Raw genomic sequence first — 16,054 nt, 5'->3', positions numbered from 1 at the left:
AAATTCATTATTATTATTGAAAATATTGAATTTATAAAATTAGCGTGTTTAAAATGATAATAAATTTAAATAAGATATTTTGTGTAGTGATAAAAGATGGTGTCCCATGCAGGGATCGAACCTGCGACCACCTGATTAAGAGTCAGATGCTCTACCAGCTGAGCTAATGAGACATATAAATTTAAAAAATTAATTCTATAATTAAATCATTTAAATTTAGCTTAATTTTTTAAAATTTACTAATTAAACTCTAAAACTCATCTTTAAATTTTAGAGTTTTATGCTTATCTTTTCTATAATTTTTAGAATTTTTGAGCTTTCCTAATAAATTCGCTTGTTTTATCAAAATTTCTCTATCATCTTCTAAAATCAATGTTTTAGCAAAATTTTCTAAGGCCTTTGTATATGGTTGATCTAAAAAAATAGCTTCTACTTTATTTAGTGCCTCTAAATTTTTATTAATACGTTTTCTAAAAAGCTCACTATCAAAATCATCGCGTTTTAAAATCAAAATAGCGGATTTTACAAACCTTTCTAACGCTCTTATGTATTTAACTCGTTTTTCTTTATCTAAATTATTCAAATTTTACTCCTCTAAAAATTATATCTTAAAAAATAAAATTTTTATAATTATATCTTAGTAAATAAATATGTATTCAAAATATTTATTTTATTAATGCAAATAAATTACTAAAAAATCGTTATTTTTAAAAATAATTAATATATATAAAAAACCTTGACTTTTATTTTTATTTTTGTTATAATTGCCGAAATTTTATAAAAAGGATAAAATATGCAAAAAGAAACTCTAGCAACCCATGCAGGTTATGACTCAAAATTTGGACACGGTTCGATGGCTGTTCCTATATATTTTAGCACCGCTTATGATTTTGGTTCGGCAGAAGTGGCTGCTGATAGATTTGCTTTAAGGAGTTTAGGGCAAATTTACTCACGCCTTACAAATCCAACGGTTGATGTTTTTGAAGCTAGAATGGCAGCACTAGAAGATGGAGCAGCAGGCATCGCTACATCTAGTGGTCAAGCTGCAATTTTTAGTGCGGTTGTAAATTTAGCTGGTGTTGGAGATAATATAATAGTAGCAGAGCAAATTTATGGAGGTGCTACAACTCTTTTAACTCACACTATAAAAAGATTTGGAATTAAAGCTAAAATTTTTGATAGTCAAAATCCATCAAATTTAGACGGTTTGATAGATGAAAACACAAAGGCAATTTTTTTTGAAACTCTTTCAAATCCTCAAATTTCAGTGGCCAATGTAGATGAAATAGTTAAAATAGCACAAAAATATAATGTAATAACAATAGCTGATAATACCGTAGCAACACCAATTCTTTACAATCCTTTAAAAGATGGAGTTGATGTTGTTATACATAGTGCTAGCAAGTATATAAGCGGTCAAGGACTTAGCCTTGGCGGAGTAATTATATCTAACAAAAATTTAAACTCAAAACTTAAATCAAACCCAAGATATCCGCATTTCAATGAACCAGATGAGAGCTATCATGGACTTGTTTATACTGATTTAATAGATAATTTTGATATATATACTCTAAGACTTAGGCTTACTGTTTTAAGAGATATTGGAGTTAGTATTTCTCCATTTAATGCTTTTCAGCTAATACAAGGATTAGAAACTTTATCAATAAGAGTAGAAAAACACTCTCAAAATGCTCTAAAAGTGGCTAATTTTTTAAAAAATCATCCAAAAGTAAAAAAAGTAAATTATCCTGGTTTTGATAATAGATTTGTAAAAGATAAATTTAAAGATGGCTTAGCTAGTGGGCTTTTAAGTTTTGAAGTTAGTGATTTTGAAAGTGCAAAAAAAATTGTAAATAGCACAAAAATTTTCTCAGTTGTAGTAAATATAGGAGATAGTAAATCGATTATAACTCATCCAGCTTCAACAACTCACTCACAACTTAACCAAGATGAGCTAGATAGGGTTGGAATAAATCAAGGGCTTATAAGATTAAGTGTTGGTCTGGAAAGTGCGGATGATTTAATAGCAGATTTAGAGGCGGCTTTAAAATAATGGCATTATTAACAACTAAAGGAATTTATGGATTGATGGCCATTTTTGAAATAGCAAAAGCAAGCGAGATTTCACCAATTTCTATAAAAGAAATTTCTGATAAAACAGGAATTTCTAAAGGTTATTTAGAGCAAATTTTAAATGATCTTAGAAATAGTGCTTTAATCTCTAGTCTAAAGGGCAAAGGAGGTGGTTATTTTTTAAAAAAAAGCTTAGATGAGATAACATTTTTTGAAATTTTTAATGCATTAGAAAAAGATATAAAAATCACAAATTTAAATATCAAAGATAGTGCTATTATGAGTTTTTTCAATGAATGCGATGAAGAGATTAAGAAAATTTTAGATGAACCCTTAAGTCAAATTTTAAAACAAAAACAAAAAGATGAAAAATATTTAAATTTCGTTATTTAAAAAAGGAAAGAATATGAAAATAGCACAAAATGTAACTGAACTTATCGGTAATACGCCTTTAGTGAAAATAAATAAATTTTCTAAAAATGCAACCATTTTAGCAAAAGCTGAATTTTTAAATCCAAGTCATTCTGTAAAAGACAGGATAGCTTATGCGATGATAAAAGATGCTTTTGATAAAAATTTAATTAATGAAAATACCATAATAATAGAACCAACTAGCGGAAATACTGGAGTTGGACTAGCGATGGTTTGTGCTTATTATGGACTAAAACTTATTTTAACTATGCCAAGTTCGATGAGTATTGAAAGACAAAAGCTTTTAGCTGCTTTTGGTGCAAAGCTTGTTTTAACAGATCCAATTTTAGGAATGAAAGGTGCATTAGATGAGAGCTTGAAACTTGCAAGTAAAAATAAAAACTCATTTATTCCAAGTCAGTTTGAAAATCCTGCAAATCCAAAAATTCACGAAGTTACAACTGCAAGAGAAATCTTAGAATCAACGGATGGTAATTTGGATGTTTTTGTGGCTGGTTTTGGTACTGGTGGAACGATAAGCGGGGTTGGTAAAATTTTAAAAGAAAAAAATCCAAATGTAAAAATAATTGCAGTTGAGCCAAAAAGTTCGCCACTTCTTAGTCAAGGTGTAGCAGGAAGCCATAAAATTCAAGGCATTGGAGCAAATTTTATACCAGAAAATTTAGATAAAAGTTTGATAGATGAGATTATTACTGTAAGCAATGAAGATGCTTTTGAAACCGCTAAAAATTTAGCTAGAAAAGAGGGGCTTTTGGTTGGAATTTCAAGCGGGGCAAATATTTTTGCTTCAAATTTAGTTGCAAATAGAAGTGAAAATAGTGGTAAAACGATATTAACTGTGCTTTGCGATACTGGGGAAAGATATCTATCAACAGATTTATTTAAATAAATTATAAATATAGTAAAGAAAATTTGATTTTGTGTTTTTGAATTCTATAAATTTTCTTTACTAATTTTTAAATAAAAATGAAGTTTAGTGGGCTTATATATTTAAGTTCTAAAAACACTTTATTTTTAAATTTAAGCTAAGTTATTTTGATAAAAAGCTAAATTTGAAATGTTTTAAAGATGTTGCAATAAGCTTTATTGATCAAATAAACTCTCATCTTAAGTAAGATTTTTACATAATTTTAGCCTTCAAAATTATAAAACTTTATCAATAATGTTTAAATTTAAATCGTTATTGGTTTTGACTAAGATTTTATCGATACCATCAAAGCTAAAAATATTGACACCATCTTCATATCTATAGCAAAATTTCATCGAGTGAGATTTTATGATATTATCAACTATATAAAGCCCCAAACCAAAGCTTTCAAAAGCATTTTTTCCTTTTGTAAATGGCTCTATATAGTAGCTAAAGTCTTTTTGCAACTTTTTTCCTGTTGTGTGAAATTCAAGATTATTATTTTCTAAATAAATTTTTATTTTTTGATCGGTAGAATATTTCACTCCATTGTCTATTAAATTTTTAATTGCAATCACAAAAAGCTTTTTTTGAACATAAATTTGGATATTTTTTGAGTTATTTTCAACTAAATCGCTTCCACACATAGCTAAATTTGTTGCTTCACCGATTAAATCTTGTAAAAAACATTGACTTACTTCATCTATCATAATGCCAGATGTAGCTCTCTCAAGAGTAGAAAATTCGTTGATTAGCTCTTCTAATTTTGTAAAGACACCAATAAGTCTTGTTTTGTTTTTACTATCTTCTATCATTTCAACTACAATTCTTCCTTTTGTGATTGGAGTTTTTAGCTCATGCATTATATTTCTTAAAAATAGTTGTCTTGATTCATTTAATTTTTTTATTTGCATAACAGCATCATAGAATGCTTGTGCCACTACGCTAATTTCATCTTTTCCAGTACTGGTGTTTAGGATGTTTAAATTTCCGCTAGCAAATTTATCTATTTGGCGTTTAAGTTTTCTAAGTGGTTTTATTTTTCTGATTATAAAAATATACGATATGATATTAATTAAAAAAACTATTGCAAAAATTACCTTTATGATATCATATCGATATTGTTGATAATCTCCATCTTGAATAACTAAAACATCTTTGTTCTGATTTATTTTTAAGAAATGATTTTTTTTATAAAGGATAATTGCTGAAGATCCTATATCAATTTCAATCTCTTCTAAAATTTCACCATTTTTTATCACATCATCTTTTTTGTCTTCATCATCTAATATTTTAATATTAAAATCTTTTATTCTGTTTTCATACTCTTTTTGAGTGATAAGACCTGCCATTTTAAAAAGTGTTGCACTTGAAATGATAGAGTATTTTGTGTTTAGTTCATTTGAATAGTTTTGTTTATCGTAGTTCATTAGCCATAAAAAAGCTAGTGCAGTACTAGTTGTAGATAAGATAAAAATAAAAGTTATTGTATAAAATATAGATAAATTTTTCATTATTGAATAAATTTATATCCTATGCCGCGTATTGCATGAATGTATTTAGGATCTTTTGAGTCCTCACCAAGTTTTGACCTTATGCGACCTATTATTACATCTATGCTCTTATTTGTAGAGTTTTCACTAATAGAATCACAATTATAAATAAGCTCTTCTCTTGTTATTGCTCCACCTTCTTTTTTTATTAAATATCTCAATATATCATATTCAGCAACCGTTAAATTTAGCGGTTTTGATTTAAAAGTGATTATATGTTCAAATTCATTTATAATTAAATCCTTGTTTTTTAAATTTTCGTTTTGTTTGATGTCATTTTTTCGTCTAATTAAGTTATTTATCCTAGCAAGCAATTCTTGCGGATCGTATGGTTTTGGCATATAATCATCAGCTCCAAAATCAAAAGCGTTTATTTTATCTGTTAGATCGTGTCTTGCACTCGAGATTATGATAGGAATTGTACTATTTTTGCGAATCTCTTTACAAACTTCAAGACCATCAAGCCCAGGCAAGGTAAGATCTAAAATAACTAAATCAAAATTTTCTAAATTTAACTTAGAAAGCCCAATATATGGATCATCTACAGTTGTAACTTTTATATCAAAACTCTCTAAATACTCAGTTAAAATTTCAGCTAATTCAACATTATCTTCTATCATTAAAATATTTTTCATTTCAAATCCTTAAATTTTAGAGATTATATCAAATGTATTGTTAAATTTCATTAAAATTTTTAATTACAATAAATAAAGCTTTTATGTTTTTTTAAATTCTTTAAATCAAAATTAATATAAAATTTAATGTTGTATTATATAAAGTTGATTGACATAGGCTAAAGTTTTTGATATAATCACACTTAAAAAAATTATAAAATATAGTATCAAAAAAAGGAAAATTTATATGAGTAATAGCTTATACGAAACACTTGGTGTTAGCAAAAACGCAAGCAATGAAGACATAAAAAAAGCATATAGACGTCTTGCAAGAAAATATCACCCAGATATAAATAAAGAAAAAGAAGCGGAAGAAAAGTTTAAAGAGATAAACGCAGCTTATGAAATTTTAAGCGATGAAAGTAAAAGAAAGCAATACGACATATACGGCGATAATATGTTTGGTGGTCAAAATTTTAGTGATTTTGCTAGAAATTCAGCAAATATGGGAGATTTGGATGAAATTTTAAAAAATATTTTTGAAAGAGGTTTTAAAAATAGTTCTTTTGATTTTGATTTTGGTTCATTTGGTGGAAATTTTAGTGAAAATTTAGATATTCACGCAAAATTAAATATAGATTTTGATTTTTCGATAACAGGGGGCGAAAAAGAGATAAATTTAGATGGAAAAATTATCAAAATAAGAATTCCTGCAGGTATTAAAAATGGGGAAAAATTAAGAGTAAGAAGCAGAGGTAAAAAGTCATCTAGAACATCTGAGATTGGTGATTTAATTATTGAAATTGTAGTTTTTAATGATAGTGAATTTGAATTAAAGGGAGATGATTTGTATAAAAATATGGATATACCTTTAAAAACAGCTTTATTTGGCGGCAAAGTTGAAGTAAAAACATTTAGAAAAAATGTAAATATCAAAATTTCGCCCAACACTAAAAATGGGCAAAAAATTCGTTTAAAAGGCTATGGTATTCAAAACAGAAATACAAAAATTTATGGCGATATGTATTTAAAGATAAATGTTTTATTGCCAGATATAAATAAACTTGATAGTGAAGTTATAAAAATACTTGAAGAAAAATTATAAGGAAATTTTATGAGAGATTATGATGAACCGGTTTTTTTAATTAGTGTTGTAGCAAAAGCACTAGACATACATCCACAAACTCTTAGACAATATGAAAGAGAAGGTCTTGTAAAACCAGGTAGAACTGATGGTAAAATGAGGCTTTATTCTCAAAGAGATATGGATACTATCAAAATGATCTTAAGATTAACTAGAAATCTTGGGGTAAATTTAGCTGGAGTTGATGTTATTTTTAGATTAAAAAATCAAATAGAAGAATATGAAAAAATAATAGATGAATTAAGGCAAGAAAATGAAAATTTAAATTTAAACAATTCTAAAAATCGATCTTTAATTAAAAGAAAAAATAGCTTTGAGTTAATATTTTTAGATGATAAAAATTAGATTTTGTTAATTTTATACACAAAATTTAATCTATTTTCATAAATTTATATAAATTTTATCTTTTAAAAGCCAAAATATGCTAATATATCAAAATTTATAAAAAGGGTAAATTTTGAATGAAAAATTTAGTAAAATAGGCTTTATTTTAGCAGTTGCTGGCAGTGCTGTGGGGCTAGGAAATGCTTGGAAATTTCCAACACTTGTTGGGACAAATGGCGGTTCAGCTTTTATAATATTATATCTTTTTTTAATAATTTGTGTTGGTTTTACTATATTTTTGGCTGAACTTTGTATCGGCAAAATTAGCCAAAAAGATCCAGTTAATGCTTATAAAATGTTAGCCCCTAAGCATAAAAAAGCTTGGTCAATTGTAGGTTTTAGTATAATTGGTGCTATTTTGATAGTATCTTTTTATAGTATTATTATTGGTTGGATAGTTAAATATTTTTATATGAGTTTTTTTGAGCTTCCAAAAGATATTACGGCTGGTGAGATGGTATTTAAAAATTTACTTCATCAAGATTATGTGAGCCAAATTTTATGCTTTAGTATAGTGTTTTTTATAACATTTTATGTTGTTTCAAAAGGTGTTATAAATGGTATTGAGAGATTAAATGTTTGGATGATGCCTACTTTGTTTGTGCTTTTATTGATTATGTTATTTTATTCTATGAGTATGGATGGGTTTTTTAGTGCTGTTAAATTTTTATTTGTGCCAAATTTTTCATCTTTAAATGCAACTTCCTTATTAAGTGCATTAGGGCTTGCTTTTTTCAGTATGTCAATAGGTGCTGGAAGTATAATTACCTACTCAGCAAGCTTAAATGATGGTGCAAATTTTATAAAAAGCACTTTTTCTATAATTGCTATTAATGTCTTAATAGGCATTATGATGGGGTTAATAGTTTTTACTTTTATATTTGAATTTAATGCAGATCCTACATCGCAAGGTCCTGGATTAATATTTATATCCTTAGCCACTCTTTTTGCAAATATGGGAATTTTGGGAAATATTTTAGCAATTTTATTTTTTACCGCTTTATTTTTTGCAGGATTAACAAGTGCTGTTTCGATGGTAGAGCCTTTTATTTTTTATCTTATAAATGAGTATAAATTTAGTCGTAAAAAAGCCATTTTTATAATAGGCTTCATAGTTTATATGTTAGGAATTTTATGCATATTTTCTTATATAGAATTTTCAAGTAAAAATTTAACATTTTTTGGTAAGAGTTTTTTTGATCTTCTTGATTATTTGGCTTCAAATATAATAATGCCACTTGGTGGATTTTTTGCTGCTATTTTTGTGGGGTTTGTATTGAAAAAAGAGAGTTTAAAGGAGTTTTTTTCTCATTGTATGAGTGAAAAATTCTTTGAAATTTGGTATTTTGTTTTAAGATTTATTGCACCTGTTGCAGTTTTGATAATAATGATAACTTCGCTTTTAAGGTAGAAAAATGAATGAAAAATTTAGTAAAATAGGCTTTATTTTAGCAGTTGCAGGTAGTGCTGTGGGGTTAGGAAATGCTTGGAAATTTCCAACACTTGTTGGGACAAATGGCGGTTCAGCTTTTATAGTATTATATTTAATTTTAACTTTTTTAGTTAGTTTTATCATTTTTTTAGGTGAAATTGCTATTGGGAAAATTAGTGAAAAAGATCCAGTGAATGCTTATAAAACTTTAGCTCCAAAATATAAAAATGGATGGAAATTTGCTGGAGTTTGCATTTTGGGGGCGATTTTAATATTTTCTTTTTATAGTGTTATAATGGGTTGGATTTTAAAGTATGTTATTAGTAGCATAAACTATTTGCCAAGTGATATTGAAAGTAGTAAAAAAATATTTCAAAATTTATTAAGTAGCGATTTAGGCGTGATAATGTTTTACTATACAATATGCGTAGTAATATCATTTTATGTTGTTTCAAAAGGCGTAAAAAGCGGTATAGAGAGGTTAAATGTTTGGATGATGCCTGCTTTATTTGTATTTTTAGTTTTAATGCTTTTTTATTCAATGAGTATGGAAGGATTTGCAAAATCAGCCGAATTTATGCTAAAGCCTAATTTTTCTGCATTAAATAAAGATTCTGTGCTTCAAGCACTAGGTCTTGCGTTTTTTACTCTATCTTTGGGTGTTGGGACGATAATTACATATGCAGCTAGTTTGCCAGATAAAACAAATTTAGTAACAAGTTCTATCTCAATCGTGTTTATAAATATTTTAATTGGCGTAATGATGGGTTTGATAGTTTTTACTTTTATCTTTGAATTTAATGCAGATCCTACACAGCAAGGTCCAGGGCTTGTTTTTATCTCCCTTACTACTCTTTTTGCAAAATTAGGTATTGCGGGTCATATTTTTGCTGTAGCATTTTTTGTATCTTTGCTTTTTGCAGCATTAACAAGTGCAGTTTCTATGATAGAACCAAGTGTTGTGTTTTTAATGAATAGTTATAAATTTAGTCGCAAAAAAGCACTACTTTTAATATTTATTTTTGTTTATATTATGGGGATTGGGTGTATTTTATCATATCAAGCAAATACGGCTTCTAGTTTTACTTTTTTCAATAAACCCTTATTTGATTTATTGGATTATTTTACTTCAAATTTATTGATGCCAATAAGCGGGATAATAGTTTCTATTTTTGTTGGTTTTATTATGAAAAGAGATAGTATTTATGTTTTGTTTGGTAAATATATGAGTAAAGATGTATTTGCAATTTGGTATTTTTTATTGAGATTTATAGCCCCTGCTGCGGTTTTGTATATTATGATAAATCAACTTTTTGCTTAAAATTTAAGGATTTTTATGAAGGAACAATTTTCAAAAATAGGTTTTATTTTATCTATTGCTGGCGGAGCTGTAGGTCTTGGTAATGCTTGGAAATTTCCAACACTTGTTGGACAAAATGGTGGCTTTGCTTTTGTTTTATTGTATTTAATAATTACAATAACTATTGGATTTGCTATTTTTTTGGCTGAAATTTTAATGGGTAAAATGAGCAAAAAAGATCCAGTTAATGCTTATAAAACTTTAGCGATAAATCATAAAAATTTATGGGCTAAAGGCGGATTTTTTATGATTGGTGGAGTTTTAGTTTTATCTTTTTATTTGGTTATTTTAGGATGGGTGATACGATATATTTTTGTAGCGTTAAAATCATTGCCAAACGACATTGAAACTGCTAGAGATATGTTTAGTAGCTTTGTTTCAAATGATATTTTTGGAAGTATAATTTTCTTTTTTATAGCGTTTTTTTTAACGCTTTTTGTTGTATCAAAAGGAGTTAAGAGTGGAATTGAGAGATTAAATATATATATGATGCCAACTCTTTTTGTGATGCTTTTAGGAATGCTTTTGTTTTCAATGAGTATTGATGGTTTTTCTCAAGCTTCTAAATTTTTATTTTATGTTGATTTTTCAAAAATTACTGTAAATTCTGTTTTGACTGCACTTGGGCTTTCGTTTTTTACACTATGTCTTGGTGTGGGTTGTATACTTACATATGCAGCTTCTATGGATGATGATACAAATCCAGTAACGAGTTCGTTTTATATAGTGTTGATAAATATTGCCATAGGGTTAATGATGGGGCTTATTGTTTTTACGTTTGTATTTGAATTTGGTGGAAATCCACAAGAGCAGGGTGTAGGACTGGTATTTTTTACTCTTGTTACACTATTTGCTAAATTTGGTATAGTTGGAAATTTTTTAGCTTTTTTATTTTTCCTTTCTCTGTTTTTTGCAGGAATTACAAGTGCTATTTCAATGATAGAGCCTTTTATATTTTATTTAATTAACGAATACAAGATTTCTAGAGTTAGAGCTTTATGCTATACTGGTATAGTTATTTTTTTATTGAGTGTTTGCTGTATTTTATCGCTAAGTACAGATTATATGGAAATATTAAAATTAGGACAAAAAAGCTTTTTTGATTGGCTTGATTTTATTGCTTCAAATTTAGCCTTGCCTTTAGGGGCTATTGTGAGTGCTATTTTTGTTGGTTTTGTTTTAAGGAAAGATTTAGTTAAAGGTTTTTTTATGCCTTATATGAAGAGCCACACGCTTTTTGAAATTTGGTATTTTATGCTTAGATTTGTAGCACCTATGGCTATTATTGTTATTATGCTAAATCAATTTTTGAGTTAAATTTTTAATTTTTTTAGTATTTTTTTTAAAAAATACTTGACTTTTAAAAGAAATTGCACTATAATACAATTTCTTTTTTAATCACTGGGGTATCGCCAAGCGGTAAGGCAATTGGTTTTGGTCCAATCATTCAGAGGTTCGAATCCTCTTACCCCATCCACTTGCAACGCAGGGTGGAGCAGTGGTAGCTCGTCGGGCTCATAACCCGAAGGTCGGCGGTTCAAGTCCGTCCCCTGCAACCAAATATCAATTTTACAAATGTTTTAAATAATGCTTAATCTATTCTTAAGATTTATACGGCTATATTTTTAATATTTATTTAAGCTTTTACAGATTTAATCATTGTTTCAATTGTATCTTTTGATTTTTTAATGTCATTTGTAATATATCTTTGAGTTGTAGTTATATTTGTATGTCCTAGCATAAAACTAACTTGTTCTACTGGTAAATTTAAGTAATTTATACTATATGTTGCAACTAAATGTCTTATATCGTGAAGTCTTATTTTAGGTAGATTATTTTTTTTAAGTAGTGATTTCCAACTTCTTCTTAAATCTATAAATTTAGTATTTGTATTAGGATTTATAAATATATAGTTATTAAGCTGATTATCTCTTTTAGCCTGTATATATCTTTTAAATAATCTTTGATATAGTTCATCGCTCATAGTATAGATCATATCTCTTTTAGCTTTATTGATTTGGAATGGTATTTTATAGGTTTTTGTCTTTAAATTGACATCAGACCACTTTAAATTTAATACTTCTGACTTTCTTCTTCCGTGAAGCAAAAAGAAATATATATCTGCGTTATAGCCTCTATTTTCTAAAATAGCTTTGATAATTTCCTTTTGTATAGATATAGGATAATCAAAGTATATTTTATTATCAAATCTAGGAAGTTCAACTAAATCACAAGGATTTTTAGAAATTAGATCCATTTTTATAGAGAATTTAAATATTACTCTAAGTTTAGCTAATATGTTTTTAACTGTTTTTATTTTATAACCTTGTTTTATAAGATTATTACAAAACTTTTGAATTTCTAGAAATTTTATATTTTTTACTTCTTTAAGACCTAAATCATTTTTGAAGTGTTTATTATATGTAGCTTTATCGCTTCTTAGAGTGCTAGGACGAAGTAAAAGCTCATAAAATTCTAGATAATTATTGAATACTTGATTTAATGTCAAATTTATCCTTTAAAATGGTAATTCTGTAAAGCCTTTATTACCAAAGTAATTTTCAAGCTCTTCTATATTGTTTATGTCTATAAGTTCATAATTTCTTGTAAAATTTGTAAATCCACGCCTTATCATCTCATTTTCTAAAATACCTAATCTTTGAATATTTTCTTTTGTGTGATTTGTATTTATGTAATAATCAATTAATCTAAAATCACTCATATCTAAAATTGATTGTTTTTCATAAGGAATTAAAGAATTTTTAGATAAAAATTTATTTAATTCTTTTGTAAATTTTTGTATAAATTTATCTCTTTTTACATTGTGAATATTTTCTTTTACTTCTTGCCAGTTGATAGGAGTTTCTTTAGCAGGTTGTTTTATTATTCTTTTTTGCCAAATTTCACCAAATTCATCAAAAATCTGCTCTACTTTTTTAGTTTGTGGATTTATTAAAACAGTTATAAAACCTTTATTATAATTTTTGGTAAGGCTTATTAAGTCATATTGTCCGTTAAGTTTGCGGTATATCTCAAGGCTTACAAAGGTTCTAGACATCGTTACACGCCTTATTTTATGCTTCATATACCAGTATGTTATGTCAGTTAAATTATCAAGGCTAGGATTACCACGCAAATCATCAAGAGTTTTAAAAATATACTTCATAATATAAGAAGTTGGATTTTTAATGTTTGTTTCTATTGTATTTTGTTGAGATAAAAAACGCCTTTTAATAGCTTTAACGCATCTATCAACAAAATTTTCAGGCACAAAACACATAAAATTTAGATGACAAGTTCCGTCCTTGTGCGGCTCTTTAGTTGTGATATATACTCTATCTTTTTTAGGAATTTCTCTAAAAACAGTTGAATTAAGTATACTTCTAACTACACTTTGAAGCTTATCAGAACCAGCCTTGACAGTATGATTTTTATCATCTATAAAATTTGAATTATTTACAAGCCTTAAACCGCCTTTTGTTTTTATACTCTTTTTACGGTGATACTCACTTGGCAAGGTTAAAACAGCAAATATACACTTTAATCCCCTATCATTTGCATATTTATTTAAACTAGCAACACGGTTATTTAATTCAGCGATATATCTACTAGGGTTATGCCAACTACTAAAGTAAAAAGTGGAGTAAGGCAAAGATACACCATCAACGCTAAGATAATTATTATCTAAATAATCCCTTTGAAATTTTAGTTTAGTTTTTAGATACATACGATCTTGTTTAGTTATGCCATACATAAAACAACCTACACATATATATTATAATTAGTCAAGGGCTCACTGGCTTTCCCCACTTCGTGGGTCCCCAGCCAGTTCGCTTGGTGCGTTGTGCTTCGCACAAACAAAACTTAAGTCAATATCTCTTTGGCTTTTTGTTCTAAGCGTTCCATCATCATTAAGATACCTAACAAAATAAACCTTGCAAGGATCAGGTATAAGAGTTATAAAAACACTAAATGAATAATTGTTAATTTTTTCATTTTTATAGCTAAAAAGATCACCTATAACTGGGATATGCTCTATTACTGGTATAGTCTCTTTACTTTTTATAACCTCTTTTGAGTTTATACCACCGATTAAATAGCTATTTTGATAAGTAAGATGAACATTAGTTTTTATATGCCTTGATGAAATTCTTGGAGTATTACTATCATCAAGTAAATTTTCAATATATAAATCAAGAGCAAAAGAGACACTGTCATTAGTAATTAAAACACCACTTATATTTAGTTTTAAACCAACATTTTCATAAATAACCTCTTCAGTTGTAACGGTTTGAGAATTTTCCACATTGATATTTGATTTTTTAATAGGAGTTTTAACAACACTTTCTATAACACTATCTTTGTTGTCTATAAGTGTTATTCTAGGATTATAAAGTAATTCAGATATACCATTACTTTGAAGTAGGTTTATAAGGCTAGAAACGCTATCTTTTCGTATGCTAGAGCTGTCAACAGTTAAAACATTTGTCATTACTTTTAGATAAAAGTGATCAAGCGAATTTAATAAAACATCTATCTTTGGTCCAACTTCTTTTAATCTAGAGTTATCAGTTGCTATTATACTAAAACTAAGCTGTCTAAGTTGATAAGATGTATCTAGACCACTAATCATACTTTTTATAACTTGATACTGACTTTCGGTAGTTAATAAAAGCACTCTATCAGAATAAACACTATATTTTATATTTTCTTGAAAAAGCTCTAAAGCTTTAGTAACATCTTCTTTAGATATGTTTTTAAATTTAATAATATAATCATTTAAAATAGGTTTTTCTTTTTCATTAGTGCTATATATTAAAATAATGCTATCTTGCATTGTATAATCAAGATTATTAACTTTTAATATATCATGCAGCAAATCTCCTATAACTTCAACTTTTGTTAAGTCTAAAGTTGGTAAAAATACATCGAAATTTGTATCAATATTACCACTTATAACTATGTTTTTACCAGTAATACCGCTAATTTCACCTAAAAAATCACTAAATTTAATGTTTTTATATTCTAAAGCATATAGATTACCTAAAAGTAGAACCAATAAAGTTATTTTCTGTAAAAGTTTCATTGTGAACCCCTTGTTTTGTATTTTCTAAGATTTTTAAAAATTTTTGAAATTCCATAGGACAAGAAGCATAATAATCAATATAATTGACAGACTTTTTATCCATTAGGAAAATATAACAATTTGAAGTAGCTAAAACTTCTAAAAAGCTATTTAAAGCTAAATCTAAATTATAGCCTCTAAATTTGCAAGAACTAGAAAAACAAGTAACTTTAAAATAAGACTTATTTAAACTAAAAATATCATATTTTATATCACTATCAATAATATTTTTAGAAGAAGAAATTCTAGAAGAATTTGTATCATTTAAATCAACTTTAGCTGGTTGATTTAAATTTTCATTAGTACTATTAGGTTTTAAAAATTGATATAAAAAATATGAAAAAATAATAAAAAAAATTAAAAATATTATCTTTGAAGTAGCATAGCTTTTATAAATTTGTTTAGATCCGCTACTATATAAATCTGATATTTTTTTATCAAATTTAAGATTTTCAGTTTTTATTAGATTATCTCTTTTTAAATCGCAAGTAGAATAAATTTTATATCTAAATATTTTTGATAAAATTCTTTTACCACTAGGCTGAGCAAAATACATCAACTCGGTATGAACTAGATACTCTCTATTTGTTTGTCGTTTTGATTGAAGAATAAAATATATATCTATACCAAAATGTCCGTGATATGACAAAAATCTGCCAAGAGAATCGTTAAATTTCTTATCAAAGACATTATAGGCTTCGTCAAGAATTATTAAAGAGTGATGATAATCTTCGTATATACCATTTTTTAAAGCATATGAGTCATAATCATCGCCTACATCAATAAAACTAGTTTCATGACGCTTATTAAGTAAATTTTCTTGATTAACAGCTTCAAGAAAATCAAGTTTATCAAATTTCTTTACAAAGCCTTCAAATTCATCAAATTTCAATCCATTTATATTTGTGTAGATAAATCTATACTTAGATTTATTTTCCTTATAAAGTTGATACTCATCATAAATAATTTTAACAGCTTTATAAGTTTTTCCAGAGCGTGGCGGACCTAAGATTATATTAAGCATTTTTTT

General features: G+C 27.2%; 15 protein-coding genes and 3 tRNA genes. 10 read left to right on the top strand and 8 right to left on the bottom strand.

Features of this window, described 5'->3' with window-relative positions; translation table 11 throughout:
- Nucleotides 1–97: 97 nt before the first annotated feature.
- Both F1B92_RS02170 and F1B92_RS02165 read right to left on the bottom strand, forming a co-directional pair.
- Nucleotides 98–173 (bottom strand) — tRNA-Lys (locus F1B92_RS02170).
- A gap of 77 nt (nt 174–250) precedes the next feature.
- The gene (locus F1B92_RS02165) at nt 251–583 is read right to left on the bottom strand and encodes a hypothetical protein (RefSeq protein WP_154570276.1); all 333 of its coding nucleotides are present in this window, start codon (nt 581–583) and stop codon (nt 251–253) included.
- Nucleotides 584–793: 210 nt separating this feature from the next.
- Here F1B92_RS02165 and F1B92_RS02160 point away from each other — a divergent pair, with 210 nt between their 5' ends.
- Genes F1B92_RS02160 through cysK form a run of 3 tightly spaced genes read left to right on the top strand, consistent with a single transcriptional unit; the run spans nt 794 to nt 3,394 of the window.
- Complete coding sequence (locus F1B92_RS02160) at nt 794–2,053, top strand: O-acetylhomoserine aminocarboxypropyltransferase/cysteine synthase family protein (protein ID WP_154570275.1); 1,260 nt, start codon at nt 794–796, stop codon at nt 2,051–2,053.
- The gene (locus F1B92_RS02155; RefSeq protein WP_154570274.1) at nt 2,053–2,466 is read left to right on the top strand and encodes an RrF2 family transcriptional regulator; all 414 of its coding nucleotides are present in this window, start codon (nt 2,053–2,055) and stop codon (nt 2,464–2,466) included. The genes F1B92_RS02160 and F1B92_RS02155 overlap by 1 nt, the downstream gene beginning before the upstream one ends.
- A 13-nt stretch (nt 2,467–2,479) precedes the next feature.
- Nucleotides 2,480–3,394 carry a cysteine synthase A gene (cysK, locus tag F1B92_RS02150; protein ID WP_154570273.1) on the top strand — a complete coding sequence of 305 codons (915 nt, stop codon included), beginning with the start codon at nt 2,480–2,482 and terminating at the stop codon, nt 3,392–3,394.
- Between the two features lie 254 nt (nt 3,395–3,648).
- On the opposite strand, the gene F1B92_RS02145 is transcribed toward cysK, so the two are convergent.
- Together F1B92_RS02145 and F1B92_RS02140 are read right to left on the bottom strand one after the other, a co-directional pair.
- Nucleotides 3,649–4,926: an ArsS family sensor histidine kinase gene (locus F1B92_RS02145; protein WP_154570272.1), complete on the bottom strand. Its 1,278-nt coding sequence runs from the start codon at nt 4,924–4,926 to the stop codon at nt 3,649–3,651.
- A complete protein-coding gene (locus F1B92_RS02140; protein ID WP_154570271.1) occupies nt 4,926–5,600 on the bottom strand; it encodes a response regulator transcription factor in 675 nt (224 codons plus the stop codon). Before F1B92_RS02140 ends, F1B92_RS02145 begins: the two co-directional genes overlap by 1 nt.
- A gap of 226 nt (nt 5,601–5,826) precedes the next feature.
- Here F1B92_RS02140 and F1B92_RS02135 point away from each other — a divergent pair, with 226 nt between their 5' ends.
- The 7 genes from F1B92_RS02135 (at nt 5,827) to F1B92_RS02105 (ending at nt 11,458) form a co-directional block, all read left to right on the top strand.
- Entirely contained in the window at nt 5,827–6,684 is an 858-nt protein-coding gene (locus tag F1B92_RS02135; protein ID WP_154570270.1) for a DnaJ C-terminal domain-containing protein, read from the top strand.
- A gap of 9 nt (nt 6,685–6,693) precedes the next feature.
- Nucleotides 6,694–7,068, top strand: coding sequence for a heat shock protein transcriptional repressor HspR (locus tag F1B92_RS02130; protein WP_154570269.1), 375 nt, complete (start codon nt 6,694–6,696; stop codon nt 7,066–7,068).
- A 112-nt stretch (nt 7,069–7,180) separates the two neighbouring features.
- The gene (locus tag F1B92_RS02125; RefSeq protein ID WP_154570268.1) at nt 7,181–8,518 is read left to right on the top strand and encodes a sodium-dependent transporter; all 1,338 of its coding nucleotides are present in this window, start codon (nt 7,181–7,183) and stop codon (nt 8,516–8,518) included.
- A gap of 4 nt (nt 8,519–8,522) precedes the next feature.
- The gene (locus F1B92_RS02120; protein ID WP_154570267.1) at nt 8,523–9,860 is read left to right on the top strand and encodes a sodium-dependent transporter; all 1,338 of its coding nucleotides are present in this window, start codon (nt 8,523–8,525) and stop codon (nt 9,858–9,860) included.
- Between the two features lie 15 nt (nt 9,861–9,875).
- Complete coding sequence (locus F1B92_RS02115) at nt 9,876–11,216, top strand: sodium-dependent transporter (protein WP_154570266.1); 1,341 nt, start codon at nt 9,876–9,878, stop codon at nt 11,214–11,216.
- A gap of 85 nt (nt 11,217–11,301) precedes the next feature.
- Nucleotides 11,302–11,376: transfer RNA gene (locus F1B92_RS02110), tRNA-Gln, on the top strand.
- 7 nt (nt 11,377–11,383) lie between these two features.
- A tRNA-Met gene (locus F1B92_RS02105) sits at nt 11,384–11,458 on the top strand.
- Between the two features lie 77 nt (nt 11,459–11,535).
- Here F1B92_RS02105 and F1B92_RS02100 read toward each other — a convergent pair.
- From F1B92_RS02100 to F1B92_RS02085, 4 genes are read right to left on the bottom strand one after another with little or no spacing between them, the layout of a single operon-like run.
- Complete coding sequence (locus F1B92_RS02100; protein ID WP_154570265.1) at nt 11,536–12,408, bottom strand: tyrosine-type recombinase/integrase; 873 nt, start codon at nt 12,406–12,408, stop codon at nt 11,536–11,538.
- 9 nt (nt 12,409–12,417) lie between these two features.
- Nucleotides 12,418–13,653 carry a replication endonuclease gene (locus F1B92_RS02095; protein ID WP_154570264.1) on the bottom strand — a complete coding sequence of 412 codons (1,236 nt, stop codon included), beginning with the start codon at nt 13,651–13,653 and terminating at the stop codon, nt 12,418–12,420.
- Nucleotides 13,654–13,692: 39 nt separating this feature from the next.
- The gene (locus tag F1B92_RS02090) at nt 13,693–14,985 is read right to left on the bottom strand and encodes a type II secretion system protein GspD (protein ID WP_154570263.1); all 1,293 of its coding nucleotides are present in this window, start codon (nt 14,983–14,985) and stop codon (nt 13,693–13,695) included.
- Complete coding sequence (locus F1B92_RS02085; protein WP_154570262.1) at nt 14,939–16,048, bottom strand: zonular occludens toxin domain-containing protein; 1,110 nt, start codon at nt 16,046–16,048, stop codon at nt 14,939–14,941. The genes F1B92_RS02090 and F1B92_RS02085 overlap by 47 nt, the downstream gene beginning before the upstream one ends.
- Nucleotides 16,049–16,054: the final 6 nt, after the last annotated feature.

It is taken from the genome of Campylobacter portucalensis (assembly GCF_009690845.1).
Lineage (GTDB): Bacteria > Campylobacterota > Campylobacteria > Campylobacterales > Campylobacteraceae > Campylobacter_B > Campylobacter_B portucalensis.
Note: the sequence above shows the minus strand (reverse complement) of the source record. Positions and strands in the feature narration are given on the sequence as shown.